This is a genomic window from Silvania hatchlandensis, assembly GCF_025564065.1.
Classification (GTDB): Bacteria; Pseudomonadota; Gammaproteobacteria; order Enterobacterales; family Enterobacteriaceae; genus Enterobacter; species Enterobacter hatchlandensis.
Window position 1 is genome coordinate 1 of the sequence record NZ_JAMGZK010000051.1, and the last position, 22,760, is coordinate 22,760.

General features: G+C 56.4%; 22 protein-coding genes and 1 other annotated feature. Of the genes, 5 read left to right on the top strand and 17 right to left on the bottom strand.

Going from position 1 to position 22,760, the window contains the following annotated elements; genetic code table 11:
* Positions 1–147: 147 nt before the first annotated feature.
* The 7 genes from M8014_RS14390 to yjjY all read right to left on the bottom strand — a co-directional run bounded on the left by M8014_RS14390 (position 148) and on the right by yjjY (position 6,927).
* On the bottom strand, positions 148–435 hold the full coding sequence (locus M8014_RS14390) for a DUF2502 domain-containing protein (protein WP_271283099.1): 288 nt from the start codon (positions 433–435) through the stop codon (positions 148–150).
* Positions 436–653: 218 nt separating this feature from the next.
* On the bottom strand, positions 654–1,940 hold the full coding sequence (thrC, locus tag M8014_RS14395; RefSeq protein ID WP_271283100.1) for a threonine synthase: 1,287 nt from the start codon (positions 1,938–1,940) through the stop codon (positions 654–656).
* A 3-nt stretch (positions 1,941–1,943) separates the two neighbouring features.
* Positions 1,944–2,873: a homoserine kinase gene (thrB, locus tag M8014_RS14400; RefSeq protein ID WP_271283101.1), complete on the bottom strand. Its 930-nt coding sequence runs from the start codon at positions 2,871–2,873 to the stop codon at positions 1,944–1,946.
* Position 2,874: 1 nt separating this feature from the next.
* Positions 2,875–5,337, bottom strand: a complete 2,463-nt coding sequence (gene thrA, locus M8014_RS14405) for a bifunctional aspartate kinase/homoserine dehydrogenase I (protein WP_271283102.1) — start codon at positions 5,335–5,337, stop codon at positions 2,875–2,877.
* Between the two features lie 25 nt (positions 5,338–5,362).
* Positions 5,363–5,480, bottom strand: a sequence feature (Thr leader region).
* Entirely contained in the window at positions 5,419–5,487 is a 69-nt protein-coding gene (thrL, locus tag M8014_RS14410) for a thr operon leader peptide (protein WP_103181027.1), read from the bottom strand. Its footprint overlaps the feature before it by 62 nt.
* Positions 5,488–5,700: 213 nt before the next feature.
* Positions 5,701–6,387 carry a tRNA/rRNA methyltransferase gene (locus M8014_RS14415; RefSeq protein ID WP_271283103.1) on the bottom strand — a complete coding sequence of 229 codons (687 nt, stop codon included), beginning with the start codon at positions 6,385–6,387 and terminating at the stop codon, positions 5,701–5,703.
* A gap of 399 nt (positions 6,388–6,786) precedes the next feature.
* Complete coding sequence (gene yjjY, locus M8014_RS14420; RefSeq protein ID WP_001541509.1) at positions 6,787–6,927, bottom strand: YjjY family protein; 141 nt, start codon at positions 6,925–6,927, stop codon at positions 6,787–6,789.
* A 95-nt stretch (positions 6,928–7,022) separates the two neighbouring features.
* Here yjjY and arcA point away from each other — a divergent pair, with 95 nt between their 5' ends.
* A complete protein-coding gene (arcA, locus tag M8014_RS14425; protein ID WP_032616427.1) occupies positions 7,023–7,739 on the top strand; it encodes a two-component system response regulator ArcA in 717 nt (238 codons plus the stop codon).
* A 44-nt stretch (positions 7,740–7,783) separates the two neighbouring features.
* On the opposite strand, the gene creD is transcribed toward arcA, so the two are convergent.
* The 4 genes from creD to creA are packed head-to-tail and all read right to left on the bottom strand — an operon-like array spanning position 7,784 to position 11,791.
* Entirely contained in the window at positions 7,784–9,136 is a 1,353-nt protein-coding gene (creD, locus tag M8014_RS14430) for a cell envelope integrity protein CreD (protein ID WP_271283104.1), read from the bottom strand.
* Positions 9,137–9,192: 56 nt separating this feature from the next.
* Positions 9,193–10,617, bottom strand: a complete 1,425-nt coding sequence (gene creC / locus M8014_RS14435) for a two-component system sensor histidine kinase CreC (RefSeq protein WP_271283105.1) — start codon at positions 10,615–10,617, stop codon at positions 9,193–9,195.
* On the bottom strand, positions 10,617–11,306 hold the full coding sequence (gene creB / locus M8014_RS14440) for a two-component system response regulator CreB (RefSeq protein WP_271283106.1): 690 nt from the start codon (positions 11,304–11,306) through the stop codon (positions 10,617–10,619). Before creB ends, creC begins: the two co-directional genes overlap by 1 nt.
* Positions 11,307–11,320: 14 nt before the next feature.
* Entirely contained in the window at positions 11,321–11,791 is a 471-nt protein-coding gene (creA, locus tag M8014_RS14445; RefSeq protein WP_271283107.1) for a protein CreA, read from the bottom strand.
* A gap of 213 nt (positions 11,792–12,004) precedes the next feature.
* Between creA and robA the strand changes: the two genes are divergently transcribed.
* Positions 12,005–12,874, top strand: a complete 870-nt coding sequence (gene robA, locus M8014_RS14450) for an MDR efflux pump AcrAB transcriptional activator RobA (RefSeq protein WP_271283108.1) — start codon at positions 12,005–12,007, stop codon at positions 12,872–12,874.
* Here the strand turns inward: robA and gpmB are convergent.
* Complete coding sequence (gene gpmB, locus M8014_RS14455; protein ID WP_271283109.1) at positions 12,871–13,518, bottom strand: 2,3-diphosphoglycerate-dependent phosphoglycerate mutase GpmB; 648 nt, start codon at positions 13,516–13,518, stop codon at positions 12,871–12,873. The two genes, robA and gpmB, sit on opposite strands and share 4 nt — an antisense overlap.
* Positions 13,519–13,567: 49 nt before the next feature.
* Here gpmB and yjjX point away from each other — a divergent pair, with 49 nt between their 5' ends.
* A complete protein-coding gene (yjjX, locus tag M8014_RS14460; protein ID WP_271283110.1) occupies positions 13,568–14,083 on the top strand; it encodes an inosine/xanthosine triphosphatase in 516 nt (171 codons plus the stop codon).
* Here the strand turns inward: yjjX and trpR are convergent.
* Positions 14,074–14,403 (bottom strand): trp operon repressor, encoded by a 330-nt coding sequence (trpR, locus tag M8014_RS14465; RefSeq protein ID WP_271283111.1) that lies wholly within the window; start codon positions 14,401–14,403, stop codon positions 14,074–14,076. The genes yjjX and trpR overlap by 10 nt on opposite strands.
* Before the next feature lie 56 nt (positions 14,404–14,459).
* Positions 14,460–16,397 carry a murein transglycosylase gene (sltY, locus tag M8014_RS14470; RefSeq protein ID WP_271283112.1) on the bottom strand — a complete coding sequence of 646 codons (1,938 nt, stop codon included), beginning with the start codon at positions 16,395–16,397 and terminating at the stop codon, positions 14,460–14,462.
* Between the two features lie 220 nt (positions 16,398–16,617).
* Here sltY and ettA point away from each other — a divergent pair, with 220 nt between their 5' ends.
* Positions 16,618–18,285, top strand: a complete 1,668-nt coding sequence (ettA, locus tag M8014_RS14475; RefSeq protein ID WP_271283113.1) for an energy-dependent translational throttle protein EttA — start codon at positions 16,618–16,620, stop codon at positions 18,283–18,285.
* Positions 18,286–18,342: 57 nt separating this feature from the next.
* Here the strand turns inward: ettA and nadR are convergent, their stop codons facing one another.
* From nadR to serB, 3 genes are read right to left on the bottom strand one after another with little or no spacing between them, the layout of a single operon-like run.
* Complete coding sequence (nadR, locus tag M8014_RS14480) at positions 18,343–19,575, bottom strand: multifunctional transcriptional regulator/nicotinamide-nucleotide adenylyltransferase/ribosylnicotinamide kinase NadR (RefSeq protein WP_271283114.1); 1,233 nt, start codon at positions 19,573–19,575, stop codon at positions 18,343–18,345.
* Positions 19,576–19,610: 35 nt separating this feature from the next.
* Positions 19,611–20,996, bottom strand: coding sequence for a DNA repair protein RadA (gene radA, locus M8014_RS14485; protein ID WP_271283115.1), 1,386 nt, complete (start codon positions 20,994–20,996; stop codon positions 19,611–19,613).
* An 11-nt stretch (positions 20,997–21,007) separates the two neighbouring features.
* Entirely contained in the window at positions 21,008–21,976 is a 969-nt protein-coding gene (serB, locus tag M8014_RS14490) for a phosphoserine phosphatase (protein ID WP_271283116.1), read from the bottom strand.
* 120 nt (positions 21,977–22,096) lie between these two features.
* Between serB and M8014_RS14495 the strand changes: the two genes are divergently transcribed.
* Positions 22,097–22,741 carry a YtjB family periplasmic protein gene (locus M8014_RS14495; RefSeq protein WP_271283117.1) on the top strand — a complete coding sequence of 215 codons (645 nt, stop codon included), beginning with the start codon at positions 22,097–22,099 and terminating at the stop codon, positions 22,739–22,741.
* The last annotated feature ends 19 nt before the right edge of the window (positions 22,742–22,760 follow it).

Here is a 22,760-nt window from a genome sequence, read left to right on the forward strand (position 1 = left end):
ACGTAATGACATGGTATCTCTCGCATCCCAGGGCATAAGTGGCTCCATAAACGGGTTCTTATGCCTTAGTTGTAAGTGTCTACCATGTCCCCGAACAAGTGTTCACTATGTCCCCGGACTGTACACCCCAAAGGGGAGAGGGAATAATCAATGATGCTTCCAGTCCGGTCCCTTGCCATGTTTATCGCCGTGACGATTATCATGATGTTCGCGACGATCGTCATGCGGGTGCCAGCGGTTATCCCGCCACTCATAGTGTGATTTCCACCAGTCGTTGTCGCGCCAGCGGCCGCCGTCCCAGTGCTGCCCGCGGTTGTCCCGATCGCCAATCTGCAGTTTTACCGCCGGCACCAGGGTAATTTCAGCGGCCTGCACCGCCATCGGAGCGACCAGCATCAGCGAAAGCGCCAGAAGCGCAGGTTTCAATGTAGACATAGGTTACTCCTTTTCATTCTTGCCCGACGTGGGCCGATGGGAGGAGATTACGTGAGGGGGGGCGGGGATGTTATTCTCTGCAATCCTAATCTGTAAGTGACCGCATTTATTGGGAATTTCTACTTTTTCTCTGCTATTTCTCTCCTTATTTTCTCCATAAAAAAGCCCGGTGACGGCTTCGCCTACCGGGCCTACAAAACCCTATCCCGCGAAGATCATTATCCGCGCGTCATCATCAACTTACGCAGCGCGGTGAAATCCGCTGGCAGATTGTGCGACAGCAGCGGCAGATCGGCGCGATCCGCCAGCGCTTTTGGCAGCGGCAGGGATTCGCCGAGGATCTCATCCACGCTCTCTTTGAACTTCGCCGGATGGGCGGTGCCAAGGAACAGGCCATATTCGCCCGGATTCAGCTGATCGCGCAGGGCACGGTACGCCACGGCCGCGTGCGGCTCAGAGGTGTAGCCCACCGCTTTCAGCTCGCGCATGGTCTGTTTAGTGGTTTCGTCAGTGATCGCAGCATAGCCCAGCTCATTCAGGCGCCAGATTTTACGGCGGAACAGCTCTTCCACGCGCGGCCAGTTGTTAGGCTGTGACACATCCATGGCGTTAGACAGGGTTGCCTGGGTGGTATTCGGCGTCCACTTGCCCTCTTTCAGGAAACGCGGCACCGTGTCGTTGGCGTTAGTGGCAGCGATAAAACGCTTCACCGGCAGGCCAAGAGACTTCGCCAGCAGGCCCGCCGTCAGGTCGCCAAAGTTGCCGCTTGGCACCGAGATCACCAGCTGATTGCGCGCTTCCTGTGGCAGCTGGGCCACCGCTTCGAAGTAGTAACAAATCTGCGCCAGCAGACGGCTGATGTTGATGGAGTTAGCGGAGTTCAGACCGAGAGCGACTTTCAGATCTTCGTCATCAAACGCCTGCTTAACCAGCGCCTGACAGGCATCGAAGTCGCCGTCGATGGCGACAGTTTCAATGTTGCCGCCGAGCGTACAGAACAGTTTTTCCTGCAGCGGGCTGATTTTTCCCTGCGGATAGAGGATCACCACGCGCACGTTTTTCAGGCCGTAGAAGGCATGCGCGACCGCCGCACCGGTATCGCCGGAGGTGGCGGTCAGGATAGTGACCGGTTTGTCACCGCTGATGTGGGTCAGCATTTGCGCCATAAAGCGGCCGCCGAAATCTTTAAATGCCAACGTCGGGCCGTGGAACAGTTCCAGGCAGCCGACATCCGGCTCGACCTGGCTTACGGGCGCCGGGAAGGCAAACGCCGCACGCACGCGCTCTTCCAGCAGCTCCTGCGGAATTTCGTCGCCGATAAAGGCCGAGAGGATTTTGGTGCTGCGGGTGACGAAGTCCTGCTTCAGCATCTCGTCGATTTCAGTCAGGCCAAATTCCGGCAGCTCGTGCGGGAAGAACAGCCCCTGATTTTTACCCAGCCCCTGAGTCAAGGCCTGCGCGAAGCTGACCTGCTCATTGTGATCTTTCAGATTGTAGAGTTTCATCGTTTATCCCAGTACTCGTGCGCCCGCCGTATCCAGACGGCAAATATGAACAAAGCCTTCCTGATTTTGCAGGTAATTTTTTTCCAGCCAAACCGCTACCCGCTCAGCCGTATCCGGCTTATCGCAAAGGGCAAACAGCGTCGGGCCAGAGCCGGAAATGCCGCAGGCCTGCGCGCCGATATCCAGCGCGGCACTGCGCGCTGCATTGAAGCCCGGCAGCAATTTGGTGCGGTACGGCTCAGCAATCACGTCTTTCATCAGTTTCGCCGCCAGCCCTGGCTGACGGGTATAGCAGGCATGAATAAAGCCCGCCAGATGGCGACCGTGCGCAATGCAGTCCTGACGACGATACTGCGCAGGCAGGATTGCACGCGCTTCGGCGGTGGAGACCTTAATGCCAGGGTACGCCAGCACCCACAGCCACTCGTCAAAGCCCGGCACCTGCTGGCTGATGATGCCGTTCTCTTCGATCATCAGCTGCATGCCGCCCAGGAAACAGGGGGCGACGTTATCGTAATGAATGCTGCCGGAGATCCGCCCTTCCAGCTCGCCCATCAGCGACAGCAGGCGGGTATTATTCAGCGGCTTGCCGCAGTGCTCGTTCATCGCCACCAGGCCAGCCACTACCGAACAAGCGCTGGAGCCTAATCCGGAACCAATCGGCATGCTCTTTTCGAGGGTCATGGCAACCGGCACGTTTTTGCCAATCTCCTGGCAAAAACGCTCCCAGCACTGATAAACAATATTCTCACGCGGCTCTGTCGGCAGCTTGCTGGCAAAGCGTCCGACGTTGGTCAGACTAAAACGCTCCGCCGCTTCTACCGTCACCGTATCACCCAGCAATGAGCCATCTACCGGCGTCACCGCCGCGCCCAGCACATCAAATCCGACGCTCATGTTGGCGCTGGAAGCCGGGGCATAAACTTTCACCATGTTAAACTCCTAACTTCCATGACAGGGTACGCAGCAGATCGGCAAACACGCCCGCCGCCGTCACATCGTTCCCTGCACCATAGCCGCGAAGCACCAGCGGCAGTGGCTGATAATAGTGGCTGTAAAACGCCAGCGCGTTTTCGCCGTTTTTCACTTTGAACAGCGGATCGTTACCGTCCACTTCCGCTATCTTCACGCGGCAAACGCCATCTTCTTCAATGTTGCCAACATAGCGCAATACCTTCCCTTCATCACGGGCTTTTGCGACGCGGGCCGCGAAGTGATCGTCCAGCTGGTGCAGATTCGCCATAAAGGTCGACACATCGCCAGAATCGTTAAAGCTTTCTGGCAGCACCGGTTCGATAACGATATCCGCCAGCTCCAGCTCGCGGCCGGTTTCACGGGCGAGGATCAGCAGCTTGCGCGCCACATCCGTACCGGAGAGATCGTCACGCGGGTCAGGCTCGGTATAGCCCAGCTCACGGGCCACTTTCGTCGCTTCCGACAGGCTCATGCCTTCGTCGAGCTTACCGAAGATAAAGGAGAGCGAGCCCGACAGGATGCCGGAAAAACGCTGCAGTTCATCACCGGCATTGAGCAGGTTTTGCAGGTTTTCAATAACCGGCAGCCCCGCGCCTACGTTGGTGTCGTAAAGGAATTTACGCCGGGATTTGGCCGCTGCATGGCGCATCTGATGGTAGTAATCCATCGACGAGGTGTTGGCCTTTTTGTTGGGCGTCACGACGTGGAAGCCTTCACGCAGGAAGTCGGCATACTGGTCGGCCACCGCCTGGTGTGACGTACAGTCAACAATCACCGGGTTCAACAGATGGTACTCTTTTACCAGACGGATCAGGCGACCCAGATTAAACGGCTCTTTCGCCTCCGCCATCTCTGCCTGCCAGTTATCCAGGTTCAGCCCATGAACGTTGGTCAGCAGTGCTTTTGAGTTCGCGATACCACACACGCGCAGGTCGATATGCTTCTTCTTGAGCCACGCCTGCTGACGCTTAAGCTGTTCCAGTAATGCACCACCGACGCCGCCCACACCTATCAGGAAGACTTCGATCACCTGATCGGTATTGAACAACATCTGATGGGTCACGCGTACGCCAGTGGTGGCGTCGTCATTAGCCACCACCACGGAAATTGAGCGCTCGGAGGAGCCCTGCGCAATCGCCACAATATTGATGTTAGCCCGCGCCAGCGCCGCAAAGAATTTAGCGGAGATACCGCGTAGAGTGCGCATGCCATCCCCGACCACGGAGATAATTGCCAGATGTTCCTGGATGGCCAGCGGCTCCAGTAACTCCTCTTTTAACTCCAGATAGAACTCCTCCTCCAGCGCACGGCGGGCGCGCAGGCAGTCCGCCTGTGGGACGCAGAAGCTGATGCTGTACTCGGAGGAGGACTGCGTAATCAGCACCACGGAGATGCCGTTGCGCGACATCGCCGCAAACACGCGCGCCGCCATGCCGACCATGCCTTTCATCCCCGGACCGGAGACGTTGAACATCGCCATGTTATTAAGGTTGGAGATGCCTTTTACCGGCAGACCGTCTTCGTCATTGCTGGCGCCAATCAGCGTGCCTGGCGCCTGCGGGTTGCCGGTGTTTTTAATCAGGCACGGGATCTGGAACTGCGCGATAGGGGCGATAGTGCGAGGGTGAAGCACTTTGGCGCCGAAATAGGACAGCTCCATCGCTTCCTGATAGGACATCGACTTCAGCAGTCGGGCATCGGGGACCTGGCGCGGGTCGCAGGTATAGACGCCGTCGACATCGGTCCAGATTTCGCAGCAGTCGGCGCGCAGGCAGGCGGCCAGCACGGCGGCAGAGTAGTCAGAACCGTTACGGCCAAGCACCACCAGTTCGCCTTTGTCGTTACCGGCGGTGAAACCGGCCATCAGGATCATGTGATTCGCCGGAATTTTACCGGCGGCAATGCGGCGGGTGGATTCGGCGATATCAACGGTCGATTCGAGGTAATGGCCGACGGCGAGCAGTTTTTCGACCGGGTCGATGACGGTGACCTGATGGCCCCGCGCCTCCAGCAGACCCGCCATGATGGCGATAGAGAGTTTTTCGCCGCGGCAGATCAGCGCCGCGTTGATGCTGTCCGGACACTGTCCCAACAGGCTGATACCGTGCAGAACGTGCTTGATTTGCGCAAATTCATGCTCAACAACGGCTTTCAACTGCGCATGGGGAAAGCCAGGCTGAGCATCGGCCAGTCCCTGCAGCAGGGCGGTAAAAATATGTTCGGCATCGCTGATGTTCGGCAGCGCATCCTGCCCCCCGATGGTTTTCTCGATCATCGCCACCAGATGGTTAGTAATTTTAGCCGGGGCAGACAGCACCGTTGCGACCTGCCCCTGCCTGGCATTGCTTTCCAGGATATCGGCAACACGCAGAAAACGTTCTGCATTTGCCACTGATGTACCGCCGAACTTCAACACTCGCATGGTTGTTACCTCGTAATCTTTAGTCGAAAAAAAAGCCCGCACTGTTCAGGTGCGGGCTTTTTCTTTTATTTCCTGTACGCGTCAGCCCGCACCGTTACCTGTGGTAATGATGATGGTTGTGGTAATTGTGGTGATGCTGATGCGTTTCATGGATGTTGTGTACTCTGTAATTATTATCTGTCTGTGCTGTATACCTCTATTGGTTAAAGCATCCGCGGTGTTAAGTCAATTTATTTCTAATTTCAGAGCCCCTGGTCGCGTTTTCACGTCTCGCTGCCTGAGTTTTTATTTCTTACCAGATCAGACCGGACGCACCGCGTTTTTACGGAACCTTTAACCATAACAAAAATCAATGACAGAATTTTACTCTGCCAGTTTTTTTTCAATATCGTGCAGCAACCGGTGCAGCATTGCGGTGTCTCGCTGCGCCAGCAGACCAAGACGCTGCTGCAGCCAGTCCACCATTTTTTGATCGTCGGCGACATTCAGCGACGCCAGCAGGCGATCGGTTCGCGCGCGCAGGGCTGTCAGTTGGTTCTCGTCTACCTCAACAAGGGGCTTAACGGGGATTTGCATTAAGGACGCTAATTGATAGCAATAAACCATCACCGCCTGGCCTAAATTCAGCGACGGGTAATCTGCCACCATCGGGACGCCGGTCAGCACGTCGGCAAGCGCCAGTTCCTCGTTAGTCAGACCGGAATCTTCACGGCCAAAAACCAGTGCGACTTTTGGCAACCACTGGCTCTTTTCGGCCAGCAGCGGCACCAGTTCAGCGGGCGTTGCATAGTAATGAAACTTCGAGCGGCCGCGGGCGGTGGTAGCGACCGTAAAAGAAGCATCATGCAACGCGTCGGCGAGCGTTGCATAAGTGGTTAAATTATCGAGGATATCTCCCGACCCATGCGCAACCCAACGTGCCGCAGGATCGCAATGCGCATCACTGGCGACGATACGCAAATCGGTAAACCCCATGGTCTTCATTGCCCGCGCCGCAGCGCCGACATTTTCCGCTCTTGCAGGGGAAACCAGTACGATAGACAGATCCATTTATGCTCTCTTTTTAGGCAGTTAGCTGGTAAAAATGTGATGGGCATCAACATATTACGCAGCACAAATTTACAAATTTGCAACAGAAATCACCGAAATAGCGTTTCAGTATAAATTAAAACCGCTAAACTATTTCCTCAATGAACAATGAGAGATAATGTTAAAGAAAAGCACTTATCCCCATGTTTATTAATGATAATATCTTCTTCGATGCGGTATTGACATTGGATTCACCTTGTTTATTAATCAAGAGTCGCAACTAGTTGGTTTATTGAAAAAATGTGACAAAAGAAACCAATCCGATACGATGATTTCATCGAACTGTTAACGTGCTACAATTGAATTTGATATATGTCAACGAAGCGTAGTTTTATTGGGTGTCCGGTGCCTCTTAGCCTGTTATGTTGCTGTTAAAATGGTTAGGATGACAGCCGTTTTTGACACTGTCGGGTCCAGAGGGAAAGTACCCACGACCAAGCTAATGATGTTGTTGACGTTGATGGAAAGTGCATCAAGAACGCAATTACGTACCTTAGTCACGTTACGCCGGTCATGTTAATTTATGACATGTATCAGGCTGGTCAGGGACTTTTGTACTTCCTGTTTCGATTTAGTTGGCAATTTAGGTAGCAAACATGCAGACCCCGCACATTCTTATCGTTGAAGACGAGTTGGTAACACGCAACACGTTAAAGAGCATTTTCGAAGCAGAAGGCTACGATGTCTTTGAAGCGACCGATGGCGCAGAGATGCATCAGATCCTTTCTGAAAATGATATCAACCTGGTTATCATGGACATTAACCTGCCGGGTAAAAACGGCCTGCTGCTGGCGCGCGAGCTGCGCGAGCAAGCGAATGTCGCGCTGATGTTCCTGACTGGCCGCGACAACGAAGTTGATAAAATTCTTGGCCTGGAAATTGGTGCAGATGACTATATTACCAAGCCGTTTAACCCTCGCGAGTTAACCATTCGTGCACGCAACCTGCTGTCCCGTACCATGAACCTTGGCACGGTCAGCGAAGAGCGTCGTAGCGTAGACAGCTACAAATTCAACGGTTGGGAACTGGATATTAATAGCCGTTCTCTGGTCAGCCCGCAGGGCGATCAGTACAAGCTGCCGCGCAGCGAATTCCGCGCCATGCTGCACTTCTGCGAAAATCCGGGCAAGATCCAGTCCCGTGCAGAACTGCTGAAAAAAATGACCGGCCGTGAGCTGAAGCCGCACGACCGTACCGTTGATGTCACCATCCGCCGTATTCGTAAACACTTCGAATCCACGCCGGATACGCCAGAAATCATCGCCACCATTCATGGTGAAGGGTATCGTTTCTGCGGAGACCTGCAGGAGTAATCCCGCATTTAACGCATTAAAAACGGCGCTTTCGCGCCGTTTTTTTATTTCCAGATCCGCAGCGTATCCTTATCCGGCGCGGCGGGTGGCTCACTACGCTTCGACTGAGAAAGCGAGTACCAGTCAAAGTGACGCGTCAGGTACATCACGGTGAACAGCGCCAGCGCCATCACCGCGGAGCCCAGCAGCAGCGCGCTGTCCTCCGAGCGCAGCAGGAACCACATCACCACATCCAGTCCCAGCAGCGCCAGCACAAACATCCCGCTTCGCTTCCAGCTTTTCAGTACCGCCTGCAGATAAACGCCGTTCATCAGCGCCCCGACCAGGCTTGCGATAATCCAGGCAGGGGTAAACCCAGCATGCTCTGACAGCGCCAGCAGCACCAGATAGAACAACACCAGCGACAGCCCCACCAGCAGATACTGCATTGGGTGCAGACGCAGCCCGGTTAAGGTTTCGAAGACGAAAAAGGCCATAAACGTCAGGGTGATAAGTAAGATGGCGTACTTGATTGCCCGGTCGGTCAGCTGATAGTGATCGGCAGGCGTGGCGACCGTGACGCTAAAGGCCGGCATTGAATTCCATTCAGGGGTCTGTTTGTCGTTGAACTCCCCTCCCAGATTGTTAGCAAACCAGCTGCTCTGCCAGTTTGCGTGAAAACCCGAAGCGCTGATGTCGTGTTTAACCGGCAGATAGTTACCCATAAAGCCGGGGTGCGGCCAGTTGCTGGTGAGGGTCATCTCGCTGTTACGCCCGACCGGCACCACCGAAAAACTGCCGGTGCCCGCCAGATTCAAGGTCATCTCGAGGGTGAAGGTTTTTAGCGCCATCACCTTGTCGCTCAACGGCATATGAACGCCGGATAACGGCCCGTAAACCCCTGAACCTGGCTCTATGCTCAGCGTCTCGCCGTTGACTTTTGATATGCTCACCGCACCAATCCCCCGCGCATCCCCCACGCCCGTAACGATAAACGGCTGCCCGAGCGTCACCGTCTCCCCCTTCAGCTGCGCCAGTTTATCGGTCGTAAACTGCGCTTTGATGTTGAGACGGGTATTCCAGATCTGACCGTCATAGATCCCGATGCTTCGTGATTCAACCTGCTGATCACCCTCGACCATCAGCGTCTCCGGCAGGATAAAGTGCATGTAGCTCCGTTTATGTTCAGTCTGCTTGTCGTCCTCGTACTTGTAATAAATCTCCGTCACCGGAATGGCGATCAGCGGGCCAACCAGCTGCTGGGGGCCACTGGTGCTTTGGCGAAGCGTGTTTTCGACATCGTTGCGATAACTTTCACGCTCCGAAATCAGCGTACTCACCATCATCAATGGGATAATTAACAGCAGGATGCAACCCAGCAGGGTGCTTACTTTCCAGAAAAGGGGGGATTTCATCATTGGCTCTCCTATGTAATGGGGAAAGCCTAACCCTGCTATGTGCGCTCAGTTTGAAGCTATGTGAAGGGACGGTGAAGTGTCAGCCGGGCCTCAACGCCACCCTCCGGGTGGTTACGAAGTTCAATTTCGCCGTGATGCAGTCGCGCCACCTCCTGAACAAACGCCAGCCCAAGCCCGCTGCTTTTCAGGCCGTTGCTGCGCGGGAGCGAGTAAAAGCGCTCGAAAATACGCGCCAGCGCGTAATCGGGTATCCCGCTGCCACTGTCGATAACCCGGAGCTGCACCTGCTGATGGGCCTCATGGGCCGCAAGTACAATACTGCCCCCTTCCGGCGTAAAGTCGATCGCGTTATCCAGCAGATTCCCCAGCGCTTGCTCCAGCAATGCCTCGTCGCCCTTGATCGTCAGCGATGCGCTCTGCTGTGTCAGAGTGATATTTTTCGCAGCCAGCAGCGCGGATCGCGCATCGCTCAGCCGGGCGAACAGTGCCTCAAGGCTTACCGGGGCCGGGGCAATCTCAACGCGGTTTTCCAGCTTAGCCTGCTCAAGCAGCTTTTCTACCAGCGACTGCATCCGCGCATTTTGCACCAGAATGTTCTCGATAAACCGCGCAGCAACCGGCGGCGGCGGCTGTTCTGCGAGGATTTCTGCCGCGCCGCGGATCGCCGCCAGCGGGCTTTTTAGCTCATGGGTCAGCGCGTGGACATAATGCTCGATGTAGTTTTTGCCTTCGAGGCGGATGCGCATATTTTCCAGCGCCTGCGCCAGCTTGCGCAGCTCGCTGCTGCCGGGATCGGGTAAAGGCAGGGGGGTATCCTGGGTGACAGAATCAGCATAGCGCGACAGCGTGCCAATCGACCGGTTAATCCACCACGCCACGACCAGGCCGATAAGCAGGGCGATACCCAGCAGCGCCCCACCCGCCCACAGGATCCGCCGCTCGCTGCGGTGGATCACCGGGGCCATTGCGCTGTTGGGTTTTCCCACGCTCAGCACCCCGACGATCTTACCCTTGTCGACGATCGGTGCCGCGACGTACATCACCGTGCTTTGCGGATCGTTGGGATCGCTCTGGGTGCTGCGCGCGCCATACTCCCCGCGCAGGGTGCGCCAGACGTCGTTCCAGCGGGAGTAATCCTGTCCGAGCGCGTGACCAGCTGAATCAAACACCACCCGGCCCTGCGCGTCGGTCATGTAGACGTGATATTCATTGCGCACTTTGTGAATGCCGCCAATGTTGGCGCGAAACGGGCGCTGATGAAGCTGGGAAAAAGCCTGCGCCAGCCTGCCGTTTTGCGCATCGTTACTCAGCAGATCGTCCCGCCCGACTTCGGCCAGTAGCGTCGCCGTGTCAATCAGCGTGCCTTCGGTGGCACGCCGCACGCCGGGCTTCACTTCCTGGACAAATATCGACAGCACGAACCAGGCGGCGATGGCGACGATCAGGAAATAGCCGAGCAGGAGCCGCATGCCGATCCGCATTAAGACAGCCCCAGACTGTAGCCGAGCCCGCGATGGGTGGTAATCGGGGACTGTTCGGCATCAATGGCGCGTAATTTCGCGCGCAGCGTTTTGATGTGGGTATCGACCGTGCGATCGAAACTGTCCCCGGCATCGCCCCAGACCTGGTCCATCAGCTGCTGACGGGAAAAGACGCGACCGGGCGCGTGCAGGAGGGTTTTCAGCAGCAGAAATTCATAGCGCGTCAGCGCTAAAGCTTCACCGCACCAGCTGATATGCGCCGCTGGTTCGTTCAGCTCAAACTGCCCGATACGCACAACGTCGGAAGGTACGGCGGACTTTTGCATCCGGCGCAAAATGGTACGCACCCGGGCGCAGACTTCGCGCGGTGAAAACGGCTTGGCGACGTAGTCATCGGCCCCCATTTCCAGCCCCAGCAGCTTATCCACCTCATCGCTGCGGGCGGTAAGAAACAGCACAGGCAGGGAGGGATGCTGGGCCAGAAGCTGGCGGCACAGTTCAAACCCACTGATGTCCGGCAGCCCGACGTCGAGGATCGCCAGCGCGGGTGCCTGACGGCGCACTTCATCCAGCGCGGGTAGCCCGCGCTCAAACGCTTTCACCGCAAAGCCTTCCTGCGACAGCATGTAGATAAGCGTCTCGGCAATACTGATTTCGTCTTCCACCAGCCAGATCAACGGTTGCTGCATTGGGCTTCCCTGAATTAGCGCCACGGCATAATCGGTACGGCGCTTAGCGCATTCTTCGGCGAGCCTTCCACGACCTTATCGGAGTAGGCCAGATACGCCAGCGTGTTGCGCTTCGCGTCGTAGAAACGCACGACCTGCAGTTTTTTGAACACCAGTGAGGTGCGTTTCTGGAACACCACCTCGCCATGCGACTTACCGTTTTTGATCTTATCGCTTAGCTCAACCGGCCCAACCTGCTGGCAGGAGATGGCCGCATCAGAGGTATCTTCGGCAAGGCCAAGCCCGCCTTTGATGCCGCCGGTTTTCGCCCGGCTGATGTAGCAGGTCACGTTTTTTACGTCAGGATCGTCAAAGGCTTCGACGACAATTTTATGATCCGGCCCGAAAACCTTAAACACGGTATCGACGGAACCAATCTCCTCTGCCTGCACGGCATGGCCAGTCAGCAGCAGAAGCGTTGCAGCGATCAATGTCTTGTATTTCATATTGTTACCATATTTTAAAATTACACAGAGTAATTATTCAACAATCATTCAGAAAAAGGTAGCAAGATCACAGGATTAGGATAAAGGCCCGCTAAGCAGCAAAAAATGCGCATTTATGCGCAAAAAAAACACTGAATGCTAAAAGATCAAAAAATGCTATCATCCACTAACCTGTTAGCAGGGTGTCTGCTGTTTTAAGGATGAGGATAGTATATGGATCAGGCTGGAATTATTCGCGATCTTCTTACCTGGCTGGAAGGCCATCTGGATCAGCCTTTGTCACTCGATAACGTGGCGGCAAAAGCGGGTTATTCTAAGTGGCATTTACAACGGATGTTTAAGGATGTCACGGGTCATGCCATCGGCGCTTATATTCGTGCGCGTCGTCTTTCCAAATCTGCCGTGGCGCTGCGCCTGACTGCGCGCCCAATTCTGGATATCGCTCTGCAGTATCGCTTTGATTCGCAGCAGACCTTTACCCGCGCGTTCAAAAAACAGTTTTCGCTCACCCCTGCGATCTATCGCCGTTCACCGGACTGGAACTCCTTCGGGATGCGCCCGCCACTGCGTCTGGGCGAATTCGCGATGCCGAAGCATGAAATCATCACCCTGCCCGAAACGCACCTGGTCGGCACCACCCAAAGCTATTCGTGTTCGCTGGAGCAGATTTCCGAATTTCGTCATCAAATGCGCGTCCAGTTCTGGCGCGATTTTCTCAGCCATGCGCCGGCCATTCCGCCCGTGCTGTACGGCCTGAACGAAACGCGTCCGAGTCTGGAAAAAGACGATGAGCAGGAGGTCTTCTATACCACCGCCTTAACCCCTGAGATGGCCAATGGCTATATTCAGAGCGCGAAACCGGTCGTCGTAGAAGGCGGTGAATACGTGATGTTCACCTATGAAGGGCTGGGTACTGGCGTGCAGGACTTTATCATGACGGTGTATGGCACCTGCATGCCAATGCTGAACCTGAACCGCAGAAAGGGGCAGGACATTGAGCGTTACTATCCGGCCAGTGACGTTAAGCCGGAAGCACGCCCAATCGATCTGCGCTGCGAATACCTGATTCCTGTCCGCCGCTAGCGCTGAAGCTCATCTAACGCAGGGGCATCGAGATGCGAGATATCCCCTGCCATCTCCACGATCCAGCCGGAAGCCAGCCACGGACTTTGCTGATAGTCGATGCGGGATAGCGAGCAGTTACGCAGACGCAGTCGGCGCTCCGCCCAGGCCGGAAGCCCGAGAATCGTACTTACCAGACAGCCCAACGCCATCCCATGACTGACCAGCAAAGGTCGGCTACCCTGCGGCAACGCCAGGCAGGCCGCCAGCGCCGCGTGCATCCGCTCGCTCAGTTCCAGCATCGATTCACCATCCGGTATACGCCCCTCTTCGGTACCGTTGACCAGGGTCTGACGCCAGGCCTCTTCGGCCTCGGTTAAGGAATCGATATGGCGTTTTTCCAGCACCCCCATATCCAGCTCGCGCAGGCGGGCATCCACAGTGACATCGCAGCCGCAGGCTTGCGCGATAATCTCTGCTGTGCGTCGCGTGCGACCTAAATCGCTGGCGATAACGTGGGTGATGCCAAGGGTTTTGGCGCGTTCACCAACCTGCCAGGCCTGTTGCTCGCCCTTGGCAGTAAGTGGACTGTCTGACTGGCCTTGAATACGTCGCTCGGCGTTCCACTGCGTTTCACCGTGGCGAACAAGGTATACCTGTAACATGCTTTTTTTCCGTTATACTGCGATGATATTTTTAGAGTTAGGCTTAATTATGCACCAGGTTGTCTCTGCTACCACTAATCCTGCCAAAATTCAGGCAATTCTAAGGGCATTCGAACAGATCTTCGGCGAAGGATCCTGCCACATTGACGCCGTTGCCGTCGAGAGCGGTGTCCCGGAACAGCCCTGGGGCAGCGAAGAAACGCGAGCTGGCGCACGGAATCGTGTCGTCAATGCCCGGCTGGCGCGTCCGCAGGCCGACTACTGGGTCGCGATTGAAGCCGGGATCGACAACGACAGCACCTTTAGCTGGGTGGTGATTGAGAGCGCAACGCAGCGCGGCGAGGCTCGTTCCGCCACCCTGCCCCTTCCCGCGATCATTCTGGAGAAAGTCCGCGCAGGCGAGGCGCTGGGGCCGGTGATGTCACAGTACACCGGCATTGATGAGATAGGTCGCAAAGAGGGGGCAATCGGCGTGTTTACCGCCGGGGCACTCACGCGATCTGGCGTTTATCATCAGGCAGTGATCCTGGCGTTAAGCCCGTTTCACAACCCTGTTTACCGCTGATCGCCCAGCAAAATCGCTTCGAGCCACTGGCGCAGCTCAACCGGTGCCGATTTCAGGCTGTTTGACCCGCGGGTGATCGTCGCGATCCCCGCGCCCAGCTCGCTTTTCAGCTCACGCTGGCTCATCTCCCCACGCAGCAACTCTTCGATAATCCGCACCCGGGTGCCCAGCGCTTCGCGCTCGTCCGGGGTCAGCATCAGCTGCAGCAAAGGTAAATGCAGATCCTGTTCATAAGACTGGCGAAGCAGCTCCACAAAACGAAGCCACTCCTGATGACGCTGTTCGGCCATAGCCGATGAATAAGGGGAATGCTGGGTCATGTTATGCCGCCTTTCGTACTCTTAAACGAGTACAAGCATAACATAACCCACGCCGATCAGTAACGGCGCTGCCACTCACTCTCGTTCATCAGGCTATCTTTCTGCCCCATGAAGTAGCGATAGTAGGCATCGTACGCCAGCACATTCTTCACATAGCCGCGCGTTTCCGAGAACGGAATGCTCTCGACAAACGCCACCGCATCAATGCGCCCGGCGCTGTTGCCCAGCCAGGTTCGCACCCGTCCCGGACCGGCGTTATATGCCGCCGAGGCGAAGATACGGTTATTGCCGAACTGCTGGTAGACGCTTTGCAGATAGGTGGTGCCGATATTGATGTTGGTATCCGGATCCAGCAGCTGCGATGGACTGCTGTAGCCCGGAATAGCAAACTTCTTCACCGTGTGCGCTGCGGTAGCAGGCATCACCTGCATCAGGCCGCTGGCACCTACCGGGGAGCGCACTTTCGGGTTCCAGGCGCTCTCCTGACGGGCAATGGCCATCGCATAGCTGACAGGAATGTCTTTCCCCTGGGTGTAGCGATCAAACAGATCTTTATAGGCCAGCGGGAAACGCTCTTCGAGATGATCCCACAGCTTACCGGCGATCGTCGCCTGCACGCTCAGATCCCACCAGTGGTTATCGAAGGCATATCGGGCCAGCTGCGCTTTTTCGTCGACGGTGCGGCTGGTGACCAGGTTAGCCCACTCGCTGCGCGCGGTGTTATCCAGATTCCAGTACATCAGCTCGCGTACCCGCGCCATCTCCGGGCCTTGCACCAGCGCGGCGTTCACGCCGGACGGGGCCTTATCAATTTTGAAGGTGTACTCTTCCCCAAGCCGCTGTGCGGCAGCCATCGGATAAAACCCGCGCTGCTGCATCAGGCTGCTGAGGATCGTTTTTGCCTCATCATTGCGACCGCGCTCCAGCAGTAAATCGGCCTGCCAGTAGCGCCATTCATCCTTCTCTTTGGCTTCCATCGGCAGGCGCGCCAGCCAGGTATTCAGGCCGCGGCGATCGCCGTTGCCGAGCGCCATACGCACGCGCCGCTCCACCAGCGAGGTGGAGTTTGAGCGCATGATCGCATCATCACGCCAGCGAGCCTGTTCGTCGGTGATGTCATTGCCCATCAGGCGCCACGCCACGATATCGCGCAGCTCCTGGGTTTGATCGTCATTGAGTTGCTGCGCCTGCGCGAGTGTAGGGATCATCAGCCGGGCGTTTTCCGCGTCATCCCGGGCTACGCTGGTAAACGCCACTGCCGCCATCTGGCGGGTAAAATCGGTGGCACCGGTATTACGGGCAAAGTCCATCACCGTATTCGGATCGTTTGCCAGCTGGATCAACGCGCTGGAGATGGTCTGATACTCCGGCGGCATCTGTCCGGCGAGGGTAGTCACCAGACGGGTATTGCCCGATTTCATCGCCAGGCGGATCCGCTCAAGATACGCCAGCGGATCCTGCTTGCCGGAGCCGCGCCAGGCGCCGAACAGCGAGTCGCAGGCATTGGGCTGGCTTTTGCCGGTGAGCCACAGCTCTTTAGCGCCGTTCCAGGCATCGTTCTGCTGGCCCGTCGCCCATTTCGCATAGTAATAATTACACTGCGCTTCCGTGGTGCCGGGCTTTTCCGGGCTAAAGGCCAGCAGGCCGCGCCAGTCTTCACGCCGCGCCAGCTCATTGACAAAGCGCGACTGTAAGGTGCGCGCAGGCGGCAGCGTCGGGTTGGCCTGAATAAAGTTGCTGACGGCGACGGTAGGCTGGTTCATCAGATCGTCGGTAATCTGGCGGTATTCCAGATACGGGTACAGCGGATAGGCTTTCAGCGTGGGCATCAGCGCCTGGACTGTGTCCATCTGCCGCTGATCCCACGCCTGTTTAATCTGTGCATAGCGATTACGTTGTTCATCCAGTGAATCGGCTCGCGCTGCGCTACTGATCGTCAGTACGCAGACGCTGGCGGCCAGCAGTCGCCAGGCCACCTGTTTGGCTTTTACCACACGCTCGTCCTCTGTTAATCGTTGTTAAATGCAGCGTCTTGCCGCGCAAAAGCGTCTTTAACTTATGCTAACCAGGCATCAGACAACGCGCCACGTCATGGACACATTTTTACCTTTCTTGCGCCCTTTAACACTCCCGATGTCGATGGCTGGGATTAGAGAAGGAAAAAGGCTACACTTCGCAGCTATTCTCATCACCATAAAAGAGGCGAAGTCCAACGTGGCTCAATTCGTTTATACCATGCATCGTGTCGGCAAAGTGGTTCCGCCGAAACGTCATATTCTCAAAAATATCTCGCTGAGCTTCTTCCCGGGCGCAAAAATCGGCGTTCTGGGCCTCAACGGTGCCGGTAAGTCCACCCTGCTGCGCATCATGGCCGGCATCGATACAGACATCGAAGGTGAAGCCCGTCCGCAGCCAGGCCTTAAAATCGGTTACCTGCCACAGGAACCGAAGCTGAATCCGGAACACACCGTTCGCGAGTCCATTGAAGAGGCCGTTGCCGAAGTGGTTAACGCGCTGAAAGGTCTGGACGAGGTGTACGCCAAATACGCAGAGCCAGATGCGGACTTCGACAAACTCGCTGCGCAGCAAGGCAAGTTTGAAGAGATTATCCAGGCGCACGACGGCCACAACCTGAACGTCCAGCTGGAGCGTGCGGCCGATGCCCTGCGTCTACCGGACTGGGATGCGAAAGTCGACAAACTCTCCGGGGGTGAACGCCGCCGCGTCGCGCTGTGCCGTCTGCTGCTGGAAAAACCAGACATGCTGCTGCTCGACGAACCGACGAACCACCTGGATGCAGAATCCGTCGCCTGGCTGGAACGCTTCCTGCACGACTTCGAAGGCACCGTGGTGGCGATCACCCACGACCGTTACTTCCTCGATAACGTTGCGGGTTGGATCCTCGAGCTTGACCGTGGTGAAGGTATTCCGTGGGAAGGTAACTACTCCTCCTGGCTGGAGCAGAAAGATCAGCGTCTGGCGCAGGAAGCATCTCAGGAAGCTGCTCGTCGTAAATCGATTGAGAAAGAGCTGGAGTGGGTTCGTCAGGGCGCGAAAGGCCGTCAGTCTAAGGGTAAAGCCCGTCTGGCACGCTTTGAAGAGCTGAACAACGCTGAATACCAGAAGCGTAACGAAACCAACGAACTGTTTATTCCACCTGGCGCCCGTCTGGGTGACAAAGTGGTTGAAGTCAGCAACCTGCGCAAGTCTTACGGCGATCGTCTGCTGATCGACGATCTGAGCTTCGCCGTACCGAAAGGGGCGATTGTCGGCATCATCGGTCCGAACGGCGCGGGTAAATCAACGCTGTTCCGCATGATGTCCGGTCAGGAAACGCCTGACAGCGGCACCATTACCCTGGGCGATACCGTGAAGCTGGCCTCCGTTGACCAGTTCCGTGACGCGATGGATAACAGCAAAACCGTGTGGGAAGAAGTGTCCGGCGGGCAGGATATTATGCGTATCGGCAACACCGAGATGCCAAGCCGTGCTTACGTGGGCCGCTTCAACTTCAAAGGTGTCGATCAGGGCAAACGCGTCGGCGAACTGTCCGGCGGTGAGCGCGGTCGTCTGCACCTGGCGAAGCTGCTGCAGGTTGGCGGCAACGTTCTGCTGCTCGATGAACCGACCAACGACCTGGATATCGAAACCCTGCGTGCGTTAGAAAACGCCCTGCTGGAGTTCCCGGGCTGCGCAATGATCATCTCGCACGACCGTTGGTTCCTGGACCGCGTGGCAACCCACATCCTCGACTATCAGGATGAAGGTAAAGTGGAGTTCTTCGAAGGTAACTTCACCGAATACGAAGAGTACAAGAAACGCACGCTGGGCGCCGATGCGCTGGAGCCGAAGCGTATCAAGTACAAGCGTATCGCCAAGTAAAAGCAAAAAGGCAACGCAAGTTGCCTTTTTTATTGCTGTGGGAGAGGGATCTGGCCGCTACCTCTTCTCCCCCATCATCTCTTTCACCAGCTCCACGCAACGCAGGAAGCGACCGTCGTAATCCGCCTCTTCCACATGCATATAGTCGATGTTGTTCGCTTTTAGCATCTCCACCAGCATGGTCTGGAACTCTTTCCTGTCCACTGAGCTGCCCAGGCTGCGCATCCCATCGGCCACCCACGGGGTGTTGTTCTCTACCAGGATCACCAGATCAAAGCGGTATTCGTCGATCAGCGCCTGTACAAACGGGTGTTCGCGGCCTTCGTACTTTTTACAGAACGCCTGGGTGGTGACGAAATCGGTATCGACAAACGCAACCTTGTTGGCGTATTTAACCGCGAAATCAATGTACTGCGCATGGCCCAGCGCGATTTTATCGTAGTCGGAATACTGGAGCGCCATCTCGTCGCCGCCGAGATGCGAAAAGACGTAATCGCGACCGTATTCCCAGGCGCTGGTGGTGTTAAAGATGTTCGCCAGTTTGTTGACCAGCGTGGATTTCCCGCTGGATTCCCCGCCGAGGATCGCCACGGTGCGTACGAAGAACGGCTTCACTTCCGTCGGGATGTACTCCCAGTAGCGGAATGGGTTCTCGCGGATCTGTGCCCCGCTGATGTTCATAAAGGTGCGTTTGGGGTCGATAAGCACCGTCTCCGTGCCCAGATGCTGTGGATATTGCAGCGCATCAGACTCTTCAGAGGTATAGATCCAGTTAGGCTGAATACCTTTTTCTTCCATAAACGCTTTAATGCCGTTACTCCACACGTCCCAGCCGTGCGGATAGGGCTCCATGCCCTCTTCATTAAAGGCATGAATGCGGATGTTCTTCTGGTATTTAAATGTCTGTAACAGCCAGCGCAGACGGTCTGACACAGTGGGCTGCTGCGACATGGCGCTCGCTTCGAACAGCTCCCGGTCGCGCTTCTCATCGTAGCCCATGATGATATGCAGTTCGTCCACCTGGCTACAGGCGCGCTGGATCAGATAGACATGCCCGGTATGCAGCGGATAAAACTTGCCGAATACCACGCCGATGTTCTTTTGCATACGCGGGAATTCAAGCCCCAGAAAGCGGTGCAGCGCTTCCAGCTTCTGTGCGCTGGGGCTTTTGATTTTGGCATTCAGCAGCTGGCTTAAGTAGCCTTTGGTCATTCCGCTGGCTTCCGCCACCTGCTGCAAGGTGCAGTTTTTCTGGCGGATTGCGGTTTTGAGATAGTCAAATGACGACATAAATTACGGTGCCTCCTGCAACTTCGAATAGGTAATTATAAGTCGTCAAAGACACTTAGCGCATCCGAGAGTTTTTTAACCGGGAACACTTTCATCCCGTCAGGCAGCTTTTTCGGTACGTTTGCCGCCGGAACAATGGCACGACGGAAGCCATGCTTCGCGGCTTCAGAAATACGTTCCTGACCACTCGGCACCGGGCGAATTTCCCCTGCCAGCCCCACTTCGCCAAACACGACCAAATCCTGCGGCAGCGGGCGGTTGCGCAGGCTCGAGACCATCGCCAGCAGCAGTGCCAGGTCAGCACTGGTTTCGGTCACTTTAACGCCACCCACCACGTTGACGAAGACATCCTGATCCGCCATCTGCAGGCCGCCATGGCGGTGCAACACGGCCAACAGGATGGCTAATCGGTTCTGTTCTAACCCGACCGCAACGCGCCGCGGGTTGCCCATCATGGAGTGATCCACCAGCGCCTGGATTTCAACCAGCAGTGGGCGCGTCCCTTCCCACAACACCATGACCGAACTGCCGGAGGTCACTTCGTCACCGCGACTGAGGAAGATGGCCGACGGGTTGCTGACTTCACGCAGCCCTTGCTCGGTCATGGCGAAGACGCCTAACTCATTCACCGCGCCAAAGCGGTTTTTATGGCTACGCAGGGTCCGAAAACGGGAATCGGCATCCCCGTCGAGCATCACCGAACAGTCGATACAGTGCTCCAGCACTTTCGGACCCGCCAGCGAACCATCTTTGGTCACATGACCCACCATCACAATCGCCACCCCACGCGTTTTAGCAAAGCGCGTCAGGTAGGCGGCGGTTTCACGCACCTGGGCAACGCTGCCCGGTGACGACTGAATGTCCGCCATGTGCATCACCTGGATGGAGTCGATGACCATCAGCTTCGGCAGCTCTTCTTCTGCAATCATGCAGATCTGCTCGATGCTGGTTTCGGAGAGCATATTCAGGTTGGCGGTTGGTAGCCCCAGGCGGTGCGCACGCATCGCAACCTGCTGCAGCGACTCTTCCCCGGTGACATACAGGGTTTTCATGTTTTCGGCGAGCTTGCACATCGTTTGCAGCAGCAGAGTCGATTTCCCGGCCCCCGGGTTGCCGCCGATCAGGATTGCACTTCCCGGCACCACCCCGCCCCCCAGCACCCGATCAAACTCTTTAAAACCGGTCGAGAAACGCGGCAGCGCTTCAAGGCTGATGTCAGAGAGCTTCTGAACTTTAGACGTACCCGCATTGCCCGCATAGCCGCTCAGGCGCTCGTTACGGGCAACGGTTGGCGAAGCGGCAATGCCGCGCACTTCGGTGATGGTATTCCATGCATGACAGGCGCTGCACTGCCCCTGCCAGCGCGGATAATCCGCACCACATTCATTACAGACAAATGCGCGTTTTGGAGCTTTCGCCACGTTTTACCTCGTTATTTCTGATTCAGGCTGCCGGAGAGAATGCAGAACACCCCCATCAGGTCAGCATGACGGATAATGACTTCCGTCTTTTCATTTACGGTAGGTTTGGCATGGTAGGCAATGCCCAGCCCGGCCACTTTGATCATCGGCAGATCGTTAGCGCCGTCACCGATCGCCACGGTCTGGGCAGCGGGAATGTCATACTTATCGGCCAACCGCAGCAGGGTATTGGCTTTGTACTGAGCATCGACGATATCGCCGATGACGTTGCCGGTCAGCTTACCGTCGCGGATCTCCAGCTCGTTGGCGACCACGGCATCCAGGCGCAGCTTGTCGCGCAGGTAGTCGGCAAAGAAAGTGAATCCGCCAGAGGCGATCGCCACTTTCCAGCCCAGGGTTTCCAGCTTCAGCACCAGTTGGGTCAGGCCCGGCATCAGCGGCAGCTTCTCACGCACCTGCAGCAGGATATTGGCATCGGCATCTTTCAGCGTGCCCACGCGCTGCTTCAGGCTGGCCGTAAAGTCCAGTTCACCGCGCATCGCCCGCTCGGTCACTTCGGCCACCATCTCGCCGGTCCCGGCCAGTTTAGCGATCTCATCGATGCATTCGATCTGAATGGCGGTCGAATCCATATCCATCACCAGCAGTCCCGGCGTTTTCAGATGCGGGATTTTACCCAGCGGCGCGACATCAAACCCGGCATCGTGCGCCAGACGGGTGGCACGCGGGGTCAACGACCCGGCCAGACGGATGACATGATAATCTTCGACACACCAGGCGGCCACGATCACCATCGCCGCGCCAAGCTTGCTCTGATAACGCGTAAGCTGCTGTTTATCCAGGCCGCGTCCGTACAGCAGCCAGCCGCTACGGCCAGCATGGTAATCCAGTGGCATTACCTCATCACCACTTAATGAGAGCGGCAATCCTGGCCAGAGAGGGACTTCATTGGGCAGGTCGCACCAGGTAATGTTTGGCATTAAAGCTCCTGTAAAATCGTTCGCGCCGGGAATCATCCAGGGGGTGAAAATAACGCATGAGGCTACCTTGTAACCATCACTTCTGGCAACATTAACCCGAAAATTTTCAGCAGGTGGAATATGGCTCGCGCAAAACTGAAATTCCGGCTTCATCGTGCCGTGATTGTCCTGTCCTGTCTCGCACTTCTGGTGGCGTTGATGCAGGGTGCCTCGTGGTTCAGCCAGAACCATCAACGACAGCGTAATCCGCAACTCGAAGAACTGGCCCGCACGCTGGCACATCAGGTCTCGCTCAACGTCGCCCCGGCAATGCATACCGAAACGCCAGATGAGAAGCGCATTACCCAGGTGCTCAATCTGCTGACAAAAGAGAGCCGGATCCTTGATGCCAGTGTTTATGACGAAGAAGGCGGTCTGATTGCCCGTGCCGGTGAGCATGTTGCCGTGCGCGACAGGCTTGCGCTGGATGGCAAAAAGGCCGGGGGCTACTTTAGCCAGCAGATTGTTGAGCCCATTCAGGGTAAAAACGGTCCGCTCGGCTATCTGCGCCTCACGCTCGATACCCATACTCTGGCCACCGAGGCCAAACAGGTGGATAACACCACCAATATTCTACGCCTGATGCTGCTGCTGTCACTGGCAATTGGGGTGGTACTGACCCGCACGCTACTGCAGGGCAAACGCACCCGCTGGCAGCAATCCCCTTTCCTGCTAACCGCCAGTAAATCGGTCCCGGAAGAGGAAGAGAGCGAAAAGAAAGATTAGTGGTAAAGTAGATGCTTGT

Coding starts and splice junctions, on each gene's coding strand:
- M8014_RS14390 (WP_271283099.1), bottom strand. CDS start 435: ATGTCTACATTGAAACCTGCGCTTCTGGCGCTTTCGCTGATGCTGGTC.
- thrC (WP_271283100.1), bottom strand. CDS start 1,940: ATGAAACTCTACAATCTGAAAGATCACAATGAGCAGGTCAGCTTCGCG.
- thrB (WP_271283101.1), bottom strand. CDS start 2,873: ATGGTGAAAGTTTATGCCCCGGCTTCCAGCGCCAACATGAGCGTCGGA.
- thrA (WP_271283102.1), bottom strand. CDS start 5,337: ATGCGAGTGTTGAAGTTCGGCGGTACATCAGTGGCAAATGCAGAACGT.
- M8014_RS14415 (WP_271283103.1), bottom strand. CDS start 6,387: ATGGATCTGTCTATCGTACTGGTTTCCCCTGCAAGAGCGGAAAATGTC.
- arcA (WP_032616427.1), top strand. CDS start 7,023: ATGCAGACCCCGCACATTCTTATCGTTGAAGACGAGTTGGTAACACGC.
- creD (WP_271283104.1), bottom strand. CDS start 9,136: ATGATGAAATCCCCCCTTTTCTGGAAAGTAAGCACCCTGCTGGGTTGC.
- creC (WP_271283105.1), bottom strand. CDS start 10,617: ATGCGGATCGGCATGCGGCTCCTGCTCGGCTATTTCCTGATCGTCGCC.
- creB (WP_271283106.1), bottom strand. CDS start 11,306: ATGCAGCAACCGTTGATCTGGCTGGTGGAAGACGAAATCAGTATTGCC.
- creA (WP_271283107.1), bottom strand. CDS start 11,791: ATGAAATACAAGACATTGATCGCTGCAACGCTTCTGCTGCTGACTGGC.
- robA (WP_271283108.1), top strand. CDS start 12,005: ATGGATCAGGCTGGAATTATTCGCGATCTTCTTACCTGGCTGGAAGGC.
- gpmB (WP_271283109.1), bottom strand. CDS start 13,518: ATGTTACAGGTATACCTTGTTCGCCACGGTGAAACGCAGTGGAACGCC.
- yjjX (WP_271283110.1), top strand. CDS start 13,568: ATGCACCAGGTTGTCTCTGCTACCACTAATCCTGCCAAAATTCAGGCA.
- trpR (WP_271283111.1), bottom strand. CDS start 14,403: ATGACCCAGCATTCCCCTTATTCATCGGCTATGGCCGAACAGCGTCAT.
- nadR (WP_271283114.1), bottom strand. CDS start 19,575: ATGTCGTCATTTGACTATCTCAAAACCGCAATCCGCCAGAAAAACTGC.
- serB (WP_271283116.1), bottom strand. CDS start 21,976: ATGCCAAACATTACCTGGTGCGACCTGCCCAATGAAGTCCCTCTCTGG.
- M8014_RS14495 (WP_271283117.1), top strand. CDS start 22,097: ATGGCTCGCGCAAAACTGAAATTCCGGCTTCATCGTGCCGTGATTGTC.